This window comes from Pseudomonas sp. GW456-12-1-14-TSB6 (assembly GCF_059424205.1).
In genome coordinates, this window is sequence record NZ_JBWKZE010000001.1 from 57,197 (window position 1) to 72,560 (window position 15,364).

Annotated in this window: 21 protein-coding genes; 7 read left to right on the plus strand and 14 right to left on the minus strand. The window is 56.8% G+C overall.

From position 1 onward, the window contains the following. The first annotated feature begins 20 nt into the window (after positions 1-20). Positions 21-383, plus strand: a complete 363-nt coding sequence (locus tag AC07Y2_RS00235) for a hypothetical protein (protein ID WP_103385170.1) — start codon at positions 21-23, stop codon at positions 381-383. A 184-nt stretch (positions 384-567) separates the two neighbouring features. Here the strand turns inward: AC07Y2_RS00235 and AC07Y2_RS00240 are convergent, their stop codons facing one another. Continuing rightward, positions 568-1,566, minus strand: coding sequence for an acyltransferase family protein (locus tag AC07Y2_RS00240; RefSeq protein WP_103385171.1), 999 nt, complete (start codon positions 1,564-1,566; stop codon positions 568-570). 171 nt (positions 1,567-1,737) lie between these two features. On the opposite strand from AC07Y2_RS00240, the gene AC07Y2_RS00245 reads away from it, so the two are divergent. Both AC07Y2_RS00245 and AC07Y2_RS00250 read left to right on the plus strand, forming a co-directional pair. Next, complete coding sequence (locus AC07Y2_RS00245) at positions 1,738-2,250, plus strand: glycoside hydrolase family 19 protein (RefSeq protein ID WP_256586941.1); 513 nt, start codon at positions 1,738-1,740, stop codon at positions 2,248-2,250. Further along, the gene (locus tag AC07Y2_RS00250; RefSeq protein ID WP_103385172.1) at positions 2,247-2,750 is read left to right on the plus strand and encodes a lysis system spanin subunit; all 504 of its coding nucleotides are present in this window, start codon (positions 2,247-2,249) and stop codon (positions 2,748-2,750) included. Before AC07Y2_RS00245 ends, AC07Y2_RS00250 begins: the two co-directional genes overlap by 4 nt. On the opposite strand, the gene AC07Y2_RS00255 is transcribed toward AC07Y2_RS00250, so the two are convergent. Then, positions 2,747-2,986, minus strand: coding sequence for a hypothetical protein (locus AC07Y2_RS00255; protein WP_103385173.1), 240 nt, complete (start codon positions 2,984-2,986; stop codon positions 2,747-2,749). The genes AC07Y2_RS00250 and AC07Y2_RS00255 overlap by 4 nt on opposite strands. A 419-nt stretch (positions 2,987-3,405) precedes the next feature. Here AC07Y2_RS00255 and AC07Y2_RS00260 point away from each other — a divergent pair, with 419 nt between their 5' ends. Beyond that, a complete protein-coding gene (locus tag AC07Y2_RS00260; RefSeq protein ID WP_158248850.1) occupies positions 3,406-3,573 on the plus strand; it encodes a hypothetical protein in 168 nt (55 codons plus the stop codon). Positions 3,574-3,592: 19 nt separating this feature from the next. Continuing rightward, complete coding sequence (locus AC07Y2_RS00265) at positions 3,593-3,769, plus strand: hypothetical protein (RefSeq protein WP_158248851.1); 177 nt, start codon at positions 3,593-3,595, stop codon at positions 3,767-3,769. Positions 3,770-3,819: 50 nt separating this feature from the next. Here the strand turns inward: AC07Y2_RS00265 and AC07Y2_RS00270 are convergent, their stop codons facing one another. Continuing rightward, complete coding sequence (locus AC07Y2_RS00270; protein ID WP_146040469.1) at positions 3,820-5,481, minus strand: acyltransferase family protein; 1,662 nt, start codon at positions 5,479-5,481, stop codon at positions 3,820-3,822. Between the two features lie 98 nt (positions 5,482-5,579). Between AC07Y2_RS00270 and AC07Y2_RS00275 the strand changes: the two genes are divergently transcribed. Together AC07Y2_RS00275 and AC07Y2_RS00280 are read left to right on the plus strand one after the other, a co-directional pair. Continuing rightward, positions 5,580-6,128, plus strand: coding sequence for a glycoside hydrolase family 19 protein (locus AC07Y2_RS00275; RefSeq protein WP_103385175.1), 549 nt, complete (start codon positions 5,580-5,582; stop codon positions 6,126-6,128). Positions 6,129-6,160: 32 nt separating this feature from the next. Next, positions 6,161-6,649, plus strand: coding sequence for a lysis system i-spanin subunit Rz (locus tag AC07Y2_RS00280; protein ID WP_103385304.1), 489 nt, complete (start codon positions 6,161-6,163; stop codon positions 6,647-6,649). On the opposite strand, the gene AC07Y2_RS00285 is transcribed toward AC07Y2_RS00280, so the two are convergent. The 11 genes from AC07Y2_RS00285 to AC07Y2_RS00335 all read right to left on the minus strand — a co-directional run bounded on the left by AC07Y2_RS00285 (position 6,621) and on the right by AC07Y2_RS00335 (position 15,291). Then, positions 6,621-6,977, minus strand: a complete 357-nt coding sequence (locus tag AC07Y2_RS00285; protein WP_103385176.1) for a hypothetical protein — start codon at positions 6,975-6,977, stop codon at positions 6,621-6,623. The two genes, AC07Y2_RS00280 and AC07Y2_RS00285, sit on opposite strands and share 29 nt — an antisense overlap. A 78-nt stretch (positions 6,978-7,055) precedes the next feature. Continuing rightward, a complete protein-coding gene (locus AC07Y2_RS00290) occupies positions 7,056-7,265 on the minus strand; it encodes a hypothetical protein (protein ID WP_103385177.1) in 210 nt (69 codons plus the stop codon). A gap of 372 nt (positions 7,266-7,637) precedes the next feature. Then, complete coding sequence (locus AC07Y2_RS00295) at positions 7,638-7,922, minus strand: hypothetical protein (RefSeq protein ID WP_039768769.1); 285 nt, start codon at positions 7,920-7,922, stop codon at positions 7,638-7,640. An 81-nt stretch (positions 7,923-8,003) separates the two neighbouring features. Continuing rightward, entirely contained in the window at positions 8,004-8,234 is a 231-nt protein-coding gene (locus AC07Y2_RS00300; RefSeq protein WP_103385178.1) for a hypothetical protein, read from the minus strand. Positions 8,235-8,354: 120 nt separating this feature from the next. Next, the gene (locus AC07Y2_RS00305; RefSeq protein ID WP_039768766.1) at positions 8,355-8,585 is read right to left on the minus strand and encodes a hypothetical protein; all 231 of its coding nucleotides are present in this window, start codon (positions 8,583-8,585) and stop codon (positions 8,355-8,357) included. A gap of 71 nt (positions 8,586-8,656) precedes the next feature. Then, the gene (locus AC07Y2_RS00310) at positions 8,657-10,282 is read right to left on the minus strand and encodes an ABC-F family ATP-binding cassette domain-containing protein (protein ID WP_103385179.1); all 1,626 of its coding nucleotides are present in this window, start codon (positions 10,280-10,282) and stop codon (positions 8,657-8,659) included. Between the two features lie 143 nt (positions 10,283-10,425). Then, positions 10,426-11,463 (minus strand): DNA topoisomerase IB, encoded by a 1,038-nt coding sequence (locus tag AC07Y2_RS00315; protein WP_039768762.1) that lies wholly within the window; start codon positions 11,461-11,463, stop codon positions 10,426-10,428. A 73-nt stretch (positions 11,464-11,536) separates the two neighbouring features. Continuing rightward, positions 11,537-12,616 (minus strand): molybdenum ABC transporter ATP-binding protein, encoded by a 1,080-nt coding sequence (gene modC, locus AC07Y2_RS00320; protein ID WP_103385180.1) that lies wholly within the window; start codon positions 12,614-12,616, stop codon positions 11,537-11,539. A 3-nt stretch (positions 12,617-12,619) separates the two neighbouring features. Continuing rightward, entirely contained in the window at positions 12,620-13,300 is a 681-nt protein-coding gene (gene modB, locus AC07Y2_RS00325) for a molybdate ABC transporter permease subunit (protein WP_074690464.1), read from the minus strand. Then, positions 13,301-14,056: a molybdate ABC transporter substrate-binding protein gene (modA, locus tag AC07Y2_RS00330; protein ID WP_039768755.1), complete on the minus strand. Its 756-nt coding sequence runs from the start codon at positions 14,054-14,056 to the stop codon at positions 13,301-13,303. 173 nt (positions 14,057-14,229) lie between these two features. Next, positions 14,230-15,291 carry an NAD(P)H-dependent flavin oxidoreductase gene (locus tag AC07Y2_RS00335; protein ID WP_103385181.1) on the minus strand — a complete coding sequence of 354 codons (1,062 nt, stop codon included), beginning with the start codon at positions 15,289-15,291 and terminating at the stop codon, positions 14,230-14,232. Between the last annotated feature and the right edge of the window lie 73 nt (positions 15,292-15,364).

Consider the following 15,364-nt stretch of genomic DNA (forward strand, 5'->3'; position numbering starts at 1 on the left):
ATGTACAATATTCGGACGATGTGATTCTTCGGCTTGTCGATGGGGCTTACATTGCCAAAGACCCCGAAAACCGAGACTACGCGAAATATTTGGCTTGGATGGACTCTGGCGGGACAACCCTTCCAGAGCTCACCGAAGAAGAGCTAGCCCAGCAGAAGGCTCTGCTGGATGCCTCGGTCGAGAGCGCCTGGCGTACGACCGAGCTTCAGGTCATTGCTCGACAGATGGAGGCATTAGAAGAGGCCGCAGCCGGCGTGCCAACTCCTGATCTGCTGCCCGGCACGAAGCAGCAGTGGCTGAAGTTTCGAGGTCAGCTCAGTAACTGGAAAGATGGCAACGAACACTTTCCTGAGCAGAATCAGCGCCCAGTGCGCCCCGCGTAACAGTCAGCAACACAACCACCCGCGATCAAGCGGGTATTTCTTTGCATGGAGAAAAATGATGACACTACTTTATACAAGGCAGGCGGGTAGCCGCGACGCGTCCGTCGTCCTTGATACGCTAGCCTTTTTGGAAGGCGCCCGCGTCATATGCTGCCACCCTCGAGTAGGACAATACAGGAGTGAGTCAAGCCAAGACTTCGTCCTTCAGAAAGAACCTCCGGAGCACGACAACAATTGCATATGTTGCAGCGATCGCTGCTATGGCTCTTAGCGCTACCGGCAGATCTAGCCTGCTCATAGGCGCTATGATAAATGGATGAATGCAATACAGGCCGAGCGAATTCCGTGACATAAACTGCACGATTGGACCTGCCGGTCGAGATACCTTCAAGCAGACAACCAATGCAAAGCAGACAAAGAACATCGATGAGAGTCGTGTGTAGGCGGGCAGATTGTAGGCTTGACCTGGGAAAAACGTCGGGTCAACTACAAATCGCCACTCCAGTGCTGCAAAGATCACAAACAGTCCGGCACAGCCCCATCCAAGGCGGTTCAGCGCTGAGGGCGATTGTGAGAGTCTGAAGATCAACGCGGCGGCGGCAGGGTATGCAATGTAATTCATGGGATTCCAGAAAGCCCCAGTCCAGACAGTTCCGTGCACGATGGTCTGCCATTGAAAGAAGCATATGGCTGTCGAGCCTAGTACAGCCCAAATTATGAGTACCGCCATGTTGCAGTAGAGCGCGATAGCGGAAAGCGTGACAGACATCAGCAGACCTACAAAGAACGAATATGTCTCAAGCGCAGTTACCGCTTGGTAAATCGGGCGTTCACTTAACTTTCCAACGGCCAGCAAAAGACCATCTGCACCTCCATAGAAAAGATGATAAGCGATTGCCCAGAACACGAGCAGCGTGCCAATCCGTACAAAACGGCGGCCTAGATATCGAACTGATGTGGCGGTTTCAGCATACAGGTAGCAAGAGGTAAGAATAAAAAAGGGAACTGCTTGGAGTAGAACGTTGAAGTTGATGATGTCCGAGACGTTCGGACTGTAGGGCGCGTCTGTCGCAGAACTAAAAATTGCTGAAGTTCCCGCGACGTGAAAGTGCCATAGCACTACGAAAATCGAAAAGATGGCGCGCGCATAATCGAGACCATGAATTTTCTGCCTACCTAACATTGATGGTTCTCTTTTTCGCGGAGTTTTCCGCCTAGTAATGGGGGGGGATAAAGATGGTCCCGTAGAAGGAGCACGAGTTTATCAGTCTAGTTACATTCATTCGATACCCAGCCCGCCATAGAGCGGGTATTTTTTAGTCTGGAGAAAAGTATGCCGATCACTCAGTAACAGTTGCTGGAGATCCTCCCGAACGCCGGCGCCAAAGCCGGCGTTTTTGCACCCGCGCTCAATACGGCGATGCAGCATTACCAGATCGTCGGCACGAAGCGCGCTTCTGCTTTCATTGCCCAGACTGGCCACGAATCCGGCCAGTTGCGGTGGGTGCGCGAGATCTGGGGGCCAACGGATGCTCAGCGCGGGTACGAAGGTCGCAAGGACCTGGGTAACACCGTGGCGGGCGACGGCCGGAAGTATTACGGACGCGGGCTGATCCAGATCACCGGCCGGGCGAACTACGCCAAGTGTGGGGAGGCGCTGGGGCTCGAACTGATCAGCCACCCGGAATTGCTTGAGCTGCCGCAGAATGCCGCTATGTCGGCGGCGTGGTACTGGAAGCAGAAGGGGCTAAACGATTTGGCCGATCGCGATCAGTTCAACACCATCACCCGGCGTATCAACGGTGGGCTGAATGGTTTGGCAGATCGGCTCGCGCTGTGGGAGAAGGCCAGGGCGGTGCTGGCGTGACGGTTCCGTGGCGGTTGATCGGCGTGCTGGCGCTCGGCGGATTCGGCGGCGCCTGGCAGGTTCAGGACTGGCGGTACGGGAAGCAACTGACCGAACAGGCCAGGCTGCACACCGAAACCCTAAATCAGATGACCATGGCCGCCGCCACTGCGCAGCAGGTCGAGCAGGACAAACGGCTGGCGCTCGAACAGCGGCTGGCGGCCAGTGACAAAACCCACTCCGAGAAAATGACCAATGCTCAAAAAGCCCAGGCTCTCTTGCGCGATCGTCTTGCCACTTCTAATCTGCGGCTGTCAGTCCTCCTCAATGCGGGTTCAGCCGGTGGATGTTCAGTGCCTGCCACCGCCGGCGCCGGCGGCGTGGATCATGCAACCGTACGAGCCGAACTTGACCCAACGCATGCTCAACGAATTGTCGCCATCACCGACGAAGGTGATCGGGGATTGATTGCTTTGCAGGCGTGCCAGGCCTACGTCAGGGCTTTGGCTCCCAGCCGCTAGATGCTTGTCTTCGTCTGGGGCGTCAGCCCTTCAAGCATTCCGCGAAGGGTGGCCGCTTGCTTCTTGTGCGCGTTTGCCGACGTGCGAAGGCTGGACATTTCTCGGCGGAGCAATGCCGTCTCTGCCGCTTTTTCACGCAGTGTCGCCATATACCCGTCCCGCTGCTTGACCTCTTCGGCGTAGATCTCGACCAGCTTGAATATCCGCTCCCGCTCTTCGCGGAGCTGCCGGTTCAATTCCTCGAATTCATTTTCGTAGAGCGCGATCTGATGCCGGCAAGTTTCGAGCGGCGTTGGGCAGCCGAGCCAGTCGTCGGTTTCTTTTATATAGAGGGGATCCAGGGGAGTGTCGTGCTGTGTACTGTTTGGATATACAGCAATCGAGGCGCGTACGGTCGGTGAGGGGTAGGCGACGAGCTGTAGGATTTGGGATTGTTTTCATTCGGCAGAACGCCGGGGCGCAGGGACCATAGGCGGGACAACATCAATCACAGCTTCAGGCGTTTCTGTGATTTGCCCGAGTGGCGCCGCTTCTGGAGGGGGCACTTCTGCCAATACTGTTGGCGCTTCAGGTGCTGGCGGTGCAGTGCCAACTGTTTCTGGCGCTACCAGTGTAGTTCCTTGCCCGGGAGGCTCAGGGCAGATCGGTACATGCGATGGAACAGGTGGCAATTATTTTGGTGAAAATGGGGCTGCATTGCCTTTTGGTGGACCCTCTGGTGGGAACGGTGGCTACCCAGGTGCAGCTTTCGGTGGATACGGGTCTGGCGGATCTGGCGGCGCAAATAACAATTTCGGCGGGAATGGTTCGCCAGGCATTGTAATTATTGAGTGGTGATAGCCTTGAAAAAATACGCTGTTGTTAAGAATGGAGTTGTTGATAATCTTATTATTTGGGACGGTGACTTAGAGGGTTGGCAGCCGCCGGCTGGAACTATCGCCATTGAGATACCGGATAGCTCGCCGGTTTCTATAGGGTATCTCTATAATGGTTCTGAGTTTGTTGAAAGCAATGTTTGAGCATGCGTGGCATTAATTATTTAATAATTATGAGTGCCACGCCTGCCTATTTATATAGAACTTGTTTTTTGTGGGTTTTCCTGTACATATTTGTGCTTGAGTGATAGGAATGGTTTTTCTATAATTCCATAAGTTAGCATTGAGAACAGCACAATTGCGGGCACTGTTAGTAATGCTGTTTGTGATGCGACCTCGGTAAAGCTGTTTGCCAAACCAAGCTTTGCAAAGTGTACGCTTGTAAAAGGTATAATTACATAGTGCATGCAGTACATTGAAAAGCTTAGCTGGCCCAATCTTGCAAGACTGGCATCAATTGATTCTGGTACGTTCAGTCTAGCGTATGAATAGCAAACGATAACTGCAGCCCACATTACCGCCTCAACTGCTGGCCAGACAGCCATTGCTTTAGAAGAGTTAAGGCCTATTAATCCTTTTTGGCCGCAAAATACAAGTATGACAATTGCTGAAATACACACTGCAACGAACAGCCAGGAAGTGCTAATTTTCCCAGATGGTATGTATTTTTTTGCAAGATGCGCAGCAAACATGCCAACGAGAAACTGATCTATCCTGCCAAGAAGGGTCATATATGATACGTTCGTTATTGATCCGGTCTTTGTCCATATAAGGTATTTAAAGAATATTGTTAGAGCTAGCATTCCGAAAATGAAACGAGGCCCAATTTTTCTCATGAAAAGCATGAGAAATGGAAATATAAGATAAAACTGGAATTCCACCGCTATTGTCCAGAGATGCGCGAACATAGGAAGTTCGACTCCCTGCAGCGTATTTATAAATGGTAGAAACATGCTTAAAGCTTGCGTGAAAGAGTATTGATAACCCCACCCGCATAGCATGATGATTACGCAAAAGGTATATAGTGGATATATTCTCAAGACTCGATTTTTTATAAACTCTAAGTAATTTATTTCCTTGCCTATTGCGATTTTTGCTAGTAGGTATCCACTTAGAACCATGAATAAGCCAACGCCCATGTGTCCTTGCTCTACCAGGCCGCGTATTGGGTTGTATGTGCTGTGGCCAAGGCCGAAGTTGTCTGTAAAGCAGTGATAAAATATCACCATTGTCGCGGCGAGAAACCTAAGATGATCTAGCCTTGATTCGTATTTCGTATTTTTTGATTCGGTCGGTCTGTCTATTGTTGTGGAAAGTAATATATCATTTTTTAGTGCTGCCAGAGCGATAAAGAAAGCTGCACAAAGCACTATTAAAAATATCGATGGAGTTAAAAGCCTTTGCTTGACTCCAGATTGAGCGGCAAAATCGATACCTGTAAAAGTAATTGGTTTTTCTGCGGCGCTGTAAAGATCAATTATTTCCTTTTGTGAACCGTTCTTTATCTCTACGATTCCGGATCTGTTTTGTTTTATAAATGTTATGCCATTGCTATTGGCTGGTATTGAAAGTTTCAGTGGTCCGTATGGTGGGATGTAGGAAACAATTCTTTCACCTCTTGATTCCCAGCCACTCGGAATGTCAGACATCATGGATGGTCGTTCCATCCAAATCTCTGCTCCTAACGAATTATCTGACTTTCTGCCTGTTGCGTTTACTTCAATGTCAGTAATGCTTCCAGAAAATAACGATGCAATTATGTAAGGGGAAATCGCGGATGTAATTAAATATGCGATTGGTAGCGAGAGGAAAAGAGCCCATAGGCTTCTCTCTCCGTAAGGTACGTATTTAGTCACGGTGCTTGATCAATCCCTTGCAGTTTTTATATCGGCACATGGTAACACTTCAGTCAGGAAGTGGTGACCCTGCCACTACATGTCATTCGGAGATCGCTATGCCCATTACTCAGCAGCAGTTGCTGCAAATCCTCCCGAACGCCGGCGCCAAAGCCGGCGTTTTTGCACCTGCGCTTAATACGGCGATGCAGCATTACCAGATCGTCGGCACGAAGCGCATTGCCGCGTTCATCGCCCAGACTGGCCACGAATCCGGCCAGTTGAGCTGGGTGCGCGAAATATGGGGGCCGACGGATGCCCAGTGCGGCTACGAGGGGCGTAAGGACCTCGGCAACACCGTGGCGGGGGATGGCAAGAAGTTCTGCGGCCGTGGCCTGATCCAGATCACCGGCCGAGCGAACTATGCCGCATGCGGCGAGGCGCTGGGTTTGGACCTGATCAATAAGCCGGAACTGCTGGAGCTGCCGCAGCATGCGGCGATGTCGGCGGCGTGGTGGTGGGCCACGCACGGGTTGAACACGCTGGCCGATGCCGGCGACAACGCGAACATCGGCAGCATCATCAACACCGGCCGACGTGGGCGCACTCCGAATGGTGCTACTGAGCGCCAAGCCTTCTACGAGAAGGCTTTGCAGGTGTTGGCGTGACCGCCGTTCCGTGGAAAACAGTCGGCGCGGTGATGCTGGTGCTTATCGGCGCAGCCAGTGCCTGGCAATTACAGGACTGGCGCTACGGTAAGCAGTTGGCGGAGCCAGCCCGGCTGCACACCGAAACCCTCAATCAGCTGACCATGGCGGCCGCCACCGCGCAGCAGGCCGAGCAGGACAAGCGCCTGGCGCTCGAGCAGCGGCTGGCGGCCAGTGACAAAACCCACTCCGAGAAAATGACCAATGCTCAAAAAGACCAGGCTCTGCTGCGCGATCGCCTTGCCACTTCTGATCTGCGGCTGTCAGTCCTCATCGATGCGGGTGCAGCCGGTGGCTGTTCAGTGCCTGCCACCGCCGGCGCCGGCGGCGTGGATCATGCAGCCGTACGCGCCCGACTTGACCCAGCGCATGCTCAACGAATTGTCGCCATCACCGGTGACGGCGACCGGGGGCTGATCGCACTCCAGGCTTGTCAGGCCTACGTGAAGGCGATCAGCTCTCGCGCTCCCGCGCCTCCCTGAGAAGGCGCTGGTTTTCATGGAAGAGATGCGTGTTCTGATGCTTGATGTCATTCAGCGCGCGAAGTTGGCTTGAAAGCTCGGTAGTTTGGGACTGAAGGCGAACCACGTCGGCCTGTGATGCCAGCAGCTGCTTCCGCTGTGCGTCACGGTCTTTGCCGATCTCGGTGTTGATTTCGACCAGTTTGAATATCCGCTCCCGTTCTTCGCGGAGCTGACGGTTGAGTTCCTCGAATTCATTTTCGTAGAGCGCGATCTGATGCCGGCAGGTTTCGAGCGGCGTTGGGCAGCCGAGCCAGTTGTCGGTTTCTTCTATATAGAGGGGATCCACGTGAGTGCCTTGCTTTGTACTGTTTGGACATACAGTAATCGAGGCAAGGCAGGTGGGCGAGTGTGAGGCGACGAGCTGTTAATCGGGTGTCATGAGCACGGCCAGGGTCATCTTGATGAATTCCTCATTCCGATCGATTGCGGTCAAAGGCGCGCGAACGTTTTCTGCTACGTCAGCGGACCCGCGCTGCTCCACCCAGAGGGTAAGCTCCATGATGGCAGCCTCGAGGGCGAGCTGGTTTTCGTTGATTTTGTAGAGCAGGGAAGGGAGCAGATCAGAATTGGACATTTCGGTTTCCTCCGTGAACGAAACCAGAGTAGCAGGGGAAGTTTTAGGTCGGCAGAACGCCGTGGGCGGGAGTATGCAAAATCGGCATGATTCCATTGGATGGATTGTTGTTTGCTAACAACCGGCGGTACCGATTTCTTTAGAAAATTCCGGGCCGCAATTATTTTTTGGTATCTGAAAACATTGGGCAAAATTAGTGTGGATTAGGAGGAATTGCGGCCCGGAAAACTTGCTCAAAGCCGCAGCCTGCCTGATTATGACGTAGGACTTAAAATCCCCCGCTCGTAAGGGCGTGCCGGTTCGATTCCGGCTTCGGGCACCATGAATATCAAGGGCTTGCATGACATACCTCATGCAAGCCCTTTTTCGTGCTCAGACAAACGCCTGCCCGCTAAATCCTCTAGGCAAACGCTGAAGCCCGGCCATAGCCGTCAACCGCTCGATCCACTCGGAACGCCAGTCGGACGCCGAGCGTGCAGCCCAGGATTGGCGAGCCGCGCGCCGCGCCTCATTGCGCTGATTTTTGCGCGCATCCTTGTATGCATCGGTATTGCGGCAGCTACGGCACTTCACTCGATTGAGTTCGCTGCTGGAGGAGAGGTTGTTGCCCTTGTGCCCACAGGCCAGATGCCCGTCGACTTTGAAATGAATGACCATGGGACGTCTCCTTGGTGACGTGTAAAGGTTTTGACCTCTCACGACCAAGGGCGTTCTTTCCTGCCCCAGGCGAACGAAGAGCTATCTGAAGCGTGGTAGCGGCCGATCAATGGGTTTAAGCGACGACAAGGTACTGCGAATGAGGGGAGTGTCCTTGTCGATATCGTTCAGCCGGTCGCGGATGCGCAGGGCGGTCGGGTGCCCGCCTTGATGGTCGACCCAGTCGGCGATCTCTTTGCAGGCCGCGGCGAGGCGTGCTTCGCGGGCATCGAGCAAGGTGAGGAGAGTGGTGATGGACTCTTTTTCGGACATGGAACACCTCCGTTCATTAATCCGCTCGGTACCAGCAAAAAGCTCGCCAAGCGCGAGCTCTCTGCCGTTGGGGCGCTGCTCCTTCAGCTGGTTTGAGTATAGACCCGTAAATGACAGCTATCAGCCCGACGACTCGGGGGCGGTCACTTGCGAGCTGGCGGTGTTGAGCCGATGACATTCCTTGCGGGCGTCCTCTTCCCGGTCGAAACCATCGCCGATGAAACCACCGGTTCGCGTGTCGCAGATGCGATACCAGCCCAAGGCTTCGGCGGGCTCATGGAGCGTTTCTCCGGCGCGCCGACCGTGGATGACAATCTTGTTGCAGCGCTTCACGACAAATATGTCTTCCATGGCGTCACCGCAGCTGATTCCTACCAGATCAACTATAGAAGCCCTGAACAATCGTGCAAAAAATAGACAAGTCAGTTCGTCGGGTGCAGTTGCCAGCCTGACTGCTGCCAGCGCAGGTGGTGGGTCGGATTCAACGCCTCAAGGAAATCCTGATCGTGGGAAACGGCGACAATTGCGCCCGGAAATGTCTGCAATGCCCGCTCGAATGCTTCCACGGAAGGCAGATCCAGATGATTGGTCGGCTCATCCAGCAACAATAGCTGCGCAGGATCCGATCGCCACAAGGCCATTGCCAATGCCGCTTTCAAGCGTTCGCCACCGCTCAAAGAAGCACAGAGGCCCGTAGCGCGGCTCGCATCCAGCTGCAAGTGGGCGAGATAGCTGCGCAGGGTGCCCTCGGTCAGCGCAGCCCCTTGCATCATCAGTTGTTCGGTGATGGAACGCTGATCGTCCAGTTGCGCCAGTTGCTGATCCAGGAAGGCGAAGGGCACGTGAGTCGTGGCGGTTCCATCGACGGGTGTCAGTTCCCCGGCGAGCGCTTTCAACAGGGTTGATTTGCCACAGCCGTTGGGACCGCTGACAGCGATGCGCATCGGGCCGTGGATCGTAAGGCTCAGTGCGCCGTTTGACAGCCAGGGCAGCCGAGCGTCGATCAGCGTGCAGATCTGACGGTTGTTGGGCACGGCGCTCCCGGGCAAGTTGATCAGCACGCTGTCCTCGGGCTGTACCTTGGCATAAGCCTCGCGCACCTGGGCATCCAGTTCGGACTTGCGGGCCTGATGGCCCTGCCGGACATGCCCCATGATTTCCCGGGCGGCGCCCTTGATCGCCACGTATTCGAAACTGGCAATGTTGGCGGTTTCGGCGTTGCGACGGGAGTTGGCGGCGTGGCGTTGTATCGTGTCGTGCTCGCGCCGTAATCGAATCCGCTCGCGCTGGCGTTCGCTTCTGGCGTGGTCGAGACGTGCTTGCGCCGCTGCATGATGAATTCGCTGATGCTCACGAAACGCCGAGTAATTGCCACCGAATTCGATAGCCCCCGACGCGCTCAGCTCGACGATGCGCTGCATCCGGTCGAGCAGTTGCCGATCATGGCTGGCAACGATCAAGCCGGTGTGCCAGCGTTCCAGCGAGTTCATCAGCCATTGCCGTCCCGATGCATCCAGATGGTTGGTCGGCTCATCGAGGATCAGCAACGGAGCCTGACTCAAAAACGCGCCAATCAGGGCGATGCGCGCTTGCTGGCCGCCACTGAGGTTCCCGGTGTGATCGGTGAAGGCCACTTCGGCCAGGCCGGCGTCATCAAGCAAGCGGCGCAGGCGGTCCGCCAGATCCCATTGTTCGCCAATGAGGTCGAAATCCTCGACTGATCCGCAGCCCCGGTTCATTCGCTCCAGCGCTTGAAGAATCGCGGCGCTGCCGGTGGACTCGGCGACCGTCTCGCCGGCTGTCGCGACAAAGGTTTGTGCCACGTAGGTCGTCGCCACGGCGCGCGTCACGCTGCCGCTTGTAGGTTGCCAAAATCCGGCGATCAGGCGCGCCAGTACACTTTTGCCAACGCCGTTGCGTCCGACAATGGCGGTCGGGGTGTGATCGAATTTCAGATTCAGTGCAGTGAAAATCGTCTCGCCATTGGCGAACTGGAAACCCAGTTGATTCAGGGAGACGAGAGCAGGCGTACGCGAGACGTGAGTCATCGGCACCTCCAAAAAATGTTGTGAACACTGACACGCGCCTTGGGCGGCGTGTCGCGATTACATTTTTGAAGGCTTAGTTGTTCACTTCTGCGGTCGTCCTGAGGAGGTAGGAGGGCGTAGCCTATTCGAGATGGGCGAAGCCTTCAAGGCGCTGTTGCCTTCTCTACCATGCGTTCGAGAAACAGGGCTAGCGCGACCTCTTCCTTGCGCAGCCCCTTGCGGACGCGTGGTTTCGGCAACTCGGCCAGGGCCCCGAGCATGAAGTGCTCGACCACCGCCGGGTGGATGTAGCACTTGCGACAGACCGCCGGCGTGTTGCCCAGTTGGCGGGCGACGCCCTTCACCATCTCGACCACATGCCGCTTGGCTTCGGCCTCGGATTCCCATTGCAGCTCCCGCAGGACTGCCAACGCCAATGCGCTGCCGGCCCAGGTCCGGTAATCCTTGGCGGTGAAATCCGCCCCGGTCAGGGTCTGCAGGTAGCTGTTGACGTCGGAAGAGCTGACGGTGTGTCGCTCGCCGTTTTCATCCAGATACTGAAACAGGTTCTGCCCCGGTAATTCCAGGCAGCGCTTGATGATCCGCGCCAGGCGCCGGTCCTTCACTGTGATCTGATGCTCGATGCCACTCTTGCCGCGAAACTGGAACAGGATCGCACTCCCGTTGACCTCGACATGCCGGCTGCGCAGGGTGGTCAGGCCATAGGAGCGATTGTCCCGCGCGTATTGCGTGTTGCCGACGCGGATCAGGGTGGCGTCGAGCAGCGTGATGACGGTCGCCATGACTTTGTCTCGGCTGAAGCCCGGCGATGCCAGCAGCGCTTCCAGCTGTTTGCGTAGTTTGGGCAGCGCCAGACCGAATTCACGCAGTCGCGAATACTTGTCCGCGTCGCGCACCTCGCGCCAGCGCGCGTGATAGCGATATTGCTTGCGCCCACGGGCATCGCGGCCGGTGGCTTGCAGATGGCCGCGCGGGTCGGCGCAGATCCACACGTCGACATAGGCCGGTGGAACGGCCAGTGAATTGATGCGTTTGATCTCGTCGGGATCGGTGATGCGCTGGCCCTCGGGATTGAAATAGGCGAATTTCCCGCGCAGTTTTTTTCGGGTAATACCGGGCTGGGTGTCATCGACGTAATGCAGATCCGAAGGCAATACCTCGGTGAGCGCAGTATCGGGCATGGCGGACTTCCTTCGCGGCAAATCAGGCTGTTAAAGCCATTGACCGCACGCCATGACGGTCGTGCCCGCGGGTTTACGCCAGCACCGCGACGGCCTTGATCTGGGCCCACAATGACTGGCCCGGATGCACGCCGAGTTGGTCCCGCGAGTAGCGTGTGATGCGCGCCAGCAGCGGTGTGCCCCCTGCATCGAGACGAATGAGCACGTGGGCGGCGTTATCGGCCGGCTGCTCGCTGACGACTGTAACCGGCAGTCGATTGAGGATGCTGCTGAACTCGCTGTTTTGCAGGGTCAGGCTGATGTCGCGCGCGTGCACCTTGCAGCGCAATCTCTGGCCCGTCGTCATCGGCGCGTGGGTCACGCGAATGCTCAGAGGCGAGTCCGGCAATTGCAGGGTGAGCAATTGATAGTCGGCATCGTAGTCGCTGACCTGGCCTTCGATGATCACCCCGGCGTCGTTGTCCATGGCCAGGGGCAGGTCGAGCCGTGCCAGGGTTTCGCCAATCGGACCGCTGGCCAGCGCTTTGCCGTCGCTGAGCAGCACCAGGTGGTCGGCGAGCCTGGCCACTTCGTCCTGCGCGTGGCTTACATACAGCACCGGGATTTCCAGTTCGTCGTGCAGGCGTTGCAGGTAGGGCAGGATTTCGCTTTTACGCTGACTGTCGAGGGCCGCCAAAGGCTCATCCATCAGCAGCAACTTAGGGCTGGTCAGCAGTGCCCTGGCGATGCCGACACGCTGACGCTCGCCGCCGGACAGATGCTGAGGGTGACGATCCAGCAAATGGCCGATACCCAGCAGTTCGGTGGCTTGGGTCATGTCGACCCGACGCTGTGCTTTGGCAATGCGCTTGAGGCCAAATTGCAGATTAGCCAGCACCGACAGGTGCGGAAACAGGCTGGCTTCCTGAAACACATAGCCGAGCGCGCGTTTGTGCGGCGGCACGAAAATGCCTTTTTCGCTGTCCTGCCAGACCTCGTCATTGATGCGGATAACGGCCTGCGGCGCGCGTTCGAGCCCGGCAATGCAGCGCAGGCACGTGGTCTTGCCCGAGCCGGACTGCCCGAACAGCGCGGTCACACCGCGACCGGGCAGCTGCAGGTCAACATCGAGGCTGAAGCCCGACCAGGCCAGTTTCAGGCGTGCATCAATCATCGATCAGCTCCAGCCCGTGCGGGTTTTGCGGCTGGAATACAGCGCCAGCAATACCAGAAACGAAAACACCAGCATCGCCCCGGCCAGCCAGTGCGCCTGCGCGTACTCCATGGCTTCGACGTGGTCGTAGATCTGTACGGAAACCACCCGGGTCTTGTCGGGAATATTCCCGCCGATCATCAACACCACACCGAATTCACCGACGGTGTGGGCGAAGCCGAGGATTGCCGCAGTGATGAAGCCGGGGCGAGCCAGGGGCAGAATCACGCTGAAAAAAGTGTCCCAGGGATTGGCGCGCAAGGTCGCCGCCACTTCCAGAGGACGAGTACCGATTGCGGAGAAGGCGTTTTGCAACGGCTGCACCACGAACGGCATGGAATAGAGCACAGAGCCGATCACAAGGCCGATGAAGCTGAAGGTCAAGGTGCCAAGCCCCAGCCACTGGGTGAAATGGCCAATGAAGCCATTGGGGCCGAGCGCCAGCAACAGATAGAAGCCAATGACCGTCGGTGGCAGCACCAGCGGCAGCGCGACAATCGCGCCGATGGGACCGCGCAACCAGGAACGGCTGCGCGACAACCACAGGGCAATCGGCGTACCGACGACCAGCAGGATCGCGGTGGTCAGGGACGCCAGTTTCAGGGTCAGCCAGATCGCCGCGAAATCGGCACTCGTCAGCGCCATTTACAGTTGATAACCGTAGGACTTGATGACCGCAGCGGCTTTCGCGCCTTTGAGGTAATCAACCAGCGCCTTGGCAGCGGCGTTGTCCTTGCCTTTGTTGAGGATCACCGCGTCTTGCTTGATCGGGTCGTGCATGCTCGCCGGAACGATCCACGCCGAACCGCTGCTGACCTTGCCATCCTTGTAGATCTGCGACAGGGCGACGAAGCCCAGCTCGGCGTTGCCGGTGGACACGAACTGGTAGGCCTGGGTGATGTTCTGGCCTTCGACGATCTTGGCTTTGGTGGCGTCGGTCAGTTTCAGCTTTTCCAGCACCTGGGTGGCGGCCAGACCGTAAGGCGCGGCTTTCGGGTTGGCGATGGACAGGTGCTGGTATTGGTTTTTCTTCAGGACATCGCCTTTGGCGTCGACGTAACCTTCCTTGGCCGACCACAGCGCCAGGGTGCCGATGGCGTAGGTGAAGCGCGAACCTTTGACGGTTTCGCCTTCTTTCTCGAGTTTTTCAGGTGTGGTGTCGTCGGCCGAGAGGAATACCTCGAACGGCGCGCCGTTCTTGATCTGGGTGTAGAACTGGCCAGTAGCGCCATAGGCTGCGACCAGTTTGTGCCCGGTGTCTTTTTCGAAATCGGCGGCAATCGCCTGGATCGGTGCGGTAAAGTTGGCCGCGACGGCAACTTGCACTTCGTCGGCCTGCGCCGCGCCGATGGCGAATACCGCGAGCAGGGCAGGGGCAAAACGTGAGGCACGATTGATCATGTAACGGCTCCGTGGGTGGCAAGTGCAGTGGGCAGTCGTTATCGAAGAGAGACTGCGCCGATGCGAAAAGGTGAAGCGCTATATATCGAAATATATAGCGAAATGCCGCCAAACGGAAAGCACTGCTTTGAAATCGGGTGAGGGCTCCACGTTTCCTCACCCGATCGGGTTCATCATCGCGTCAGTTTTGCCAGTGCGCCTTCAGCCAGTTGTCGGGTCAATTCAGCGCTGCCGAGGTCTTTGCCGAGCGTGAACGCCTGGCCGGCCCAGAGGTTGCTGAATTCGGCTTCACCCTTTGCGCGCAACGGCATCAAGGCACCGCCGGCCAGCGGAAAGGCAGGGGCCTTGTCGGACATCGGGCCCAGCTCGCGCATCACCCGATTGAGAATCCCCCGCGCCGGGCGCCCGGTAAACAGATTGGTCACCGCCGTCTCGCTTTCCTTGGCGGTGCGCAAAGCTTTGTGGTGCGACGCGCTGACTTTCGCTTCCGGAGTAAACAGATACGCCGTGCCGACTTGAACTGCCGAAGCACCGAGCATGAACGCTGCTGCGACGCCGCGCGCATCGGCAATTGCACCGGCTGCGATCACCGGCACACTCACCGCGTCGACCACTTGCGGGACCAGGGCAAATGTACCGACCTGACTGCTCAGGTCAGCGCTGAGGAACATCCCGCGATGGCCGCCGGCCTCGTAGCCCATGGCGATGATCGCGTCGCAACCGTTCTGCTCCAGCCAGATCGCTTCGTCGACGGTGGTTGCCGACGAGATGATTTTCGCACCAGTGGCCTTGACCCGATCCAGCAAGGACTTTTCCGGCAGGCCGAAGTGGAAGCTCACCACTTCAGGGCGAAACTCTTCCAGCACCTCGCAGGCGGCTGCATCGAAGGGCGCGCGGTTGGACACCGGCGTCGGCGCATCGAAATCGACACCCAGTTCGCGATAGTAGGGTTCCAGCAGGTTTTTCCAGTCGCGGGCCTTTTGCTCATCGGCGGCCGGAGGCTGATGGCAGAAGAAGTTGACATTGAACGGCTTGTTCGTGCCCTGGCGAATGGTTTTCAGTTCTTCGCGCAGTTGCTCGATGGTCAGCATCGCGGCCGGCATCGAACCGAGGCCACCGGCGTTGCAAGTTGCGATAACCATGGATGAATTAGTGGCTCCGGCCATGGGGCCCTGGATGATCGGCAGTTCGATGCCGAACAGGTCAAGAATGCGGGTATCAGGCCATTGGCTCATGGAATAGCTTCTCCGACGACAAAACAGGGCAGGGACGGTAGCAGCCGGTTTTTTAACGCAAAGCCAACCCCAT

Coding starts and splice junctions, on each gene's coding strand:
- AC07Y2_RS00260 (WP_158248850.1), top strand. CDS start 3,406: ATGGAACAGGTGGCAATTATTTTGGTGAAAATGGGGCTGCATTGCCTT.
- AC07Y2_RS00275 (WP_103385175.1), top strand. CDS start 5,580: ATGCCCATTACTCAGCAGCAGTTGCTGCAAATCCTCCCGAACGCCGGC.
- AC07Y2_RS00295 (WP_039768769.1), bottom strand. CDS start 7,922: ATGGTCATTCATTTCAAAGTCGACGGGCATCTGGCCTGTGGGCACAAG.
- AC07Y2_RS00335 (WP_103385181.1), bottom strand. CDS start 15,291: ATGAGCCAATGGCCTGATACCCGCATTCTTGACCTGTTCGGCATCGAA.
- AC07Y2_RS00300 (WP_103385178.1), bottom strand. CDS start 8,234: ATGTCCGAAAAAGAGTCCATCACCACTCTCCTCACCTTGCTCGATGCC.
- modA (WP_039768755.1), bottom strand. CDS start 14,056: ATGATCAATCGTGCCTCACGTTTTGCCCCTGCCCTGCTCGCGGTATTC.
- AC07Y2_RS00305 (WP_039768766.1), bottom strand. CDS start 8,585: ATGGAAGACATATTTGTCGTGAAGCGCTGCAACAAGATTGTCATCCAC.
- modC (WP_103385180.1), bottom strand. CDS start 12,616: ATGATTGATGCACGCCTGAAACTGGCCTGGTCGGGCTTCAGCCTCGAT.
- AC07Y2_RS00290 (WP_103385177.1), bottom strand. CDS start 7,265: ATGTCCAATTCTGATCTGCTCCCTTCCCTGCTCTACAAAATCAACGAA.
- AC07Y2_RS00310 (WP_103385179.1), bottom strand. CDS start 10,282: ATGACTCACGTCTCGCGTACGCCTGCTCTCGTCTCCCTGAATCAACTG.
- AC07Y2_RS00240 (WP_103385171.1), bottom strand. CDS start 1,566: ATGTTAGGTAGGCAGAAAATTCATGGTCTCGATTATGCGCGCGCCATC.
- modB (WP_074690464.1), bottom strand. CDS start 13,300: ATGGCGCTGACGAGTGCCGATTTCGCGGCGATCTGGCTGACCCTGAAA.
- AC07Y2_RS00315 (WP_039768762.1), bottom strand. CDS start 11,463: ATGCCCGATACTGCGCTCACCGAGGTATTGCCTTCGGATCTGCATTAC.
- AC07Y2_RS00280 (WP_103385304.1), top strand. CDS start 6,161: ATGCTGGTGCTTATCGGCGCAGCCAGTGCCTGGCAATTACAGGACTGG.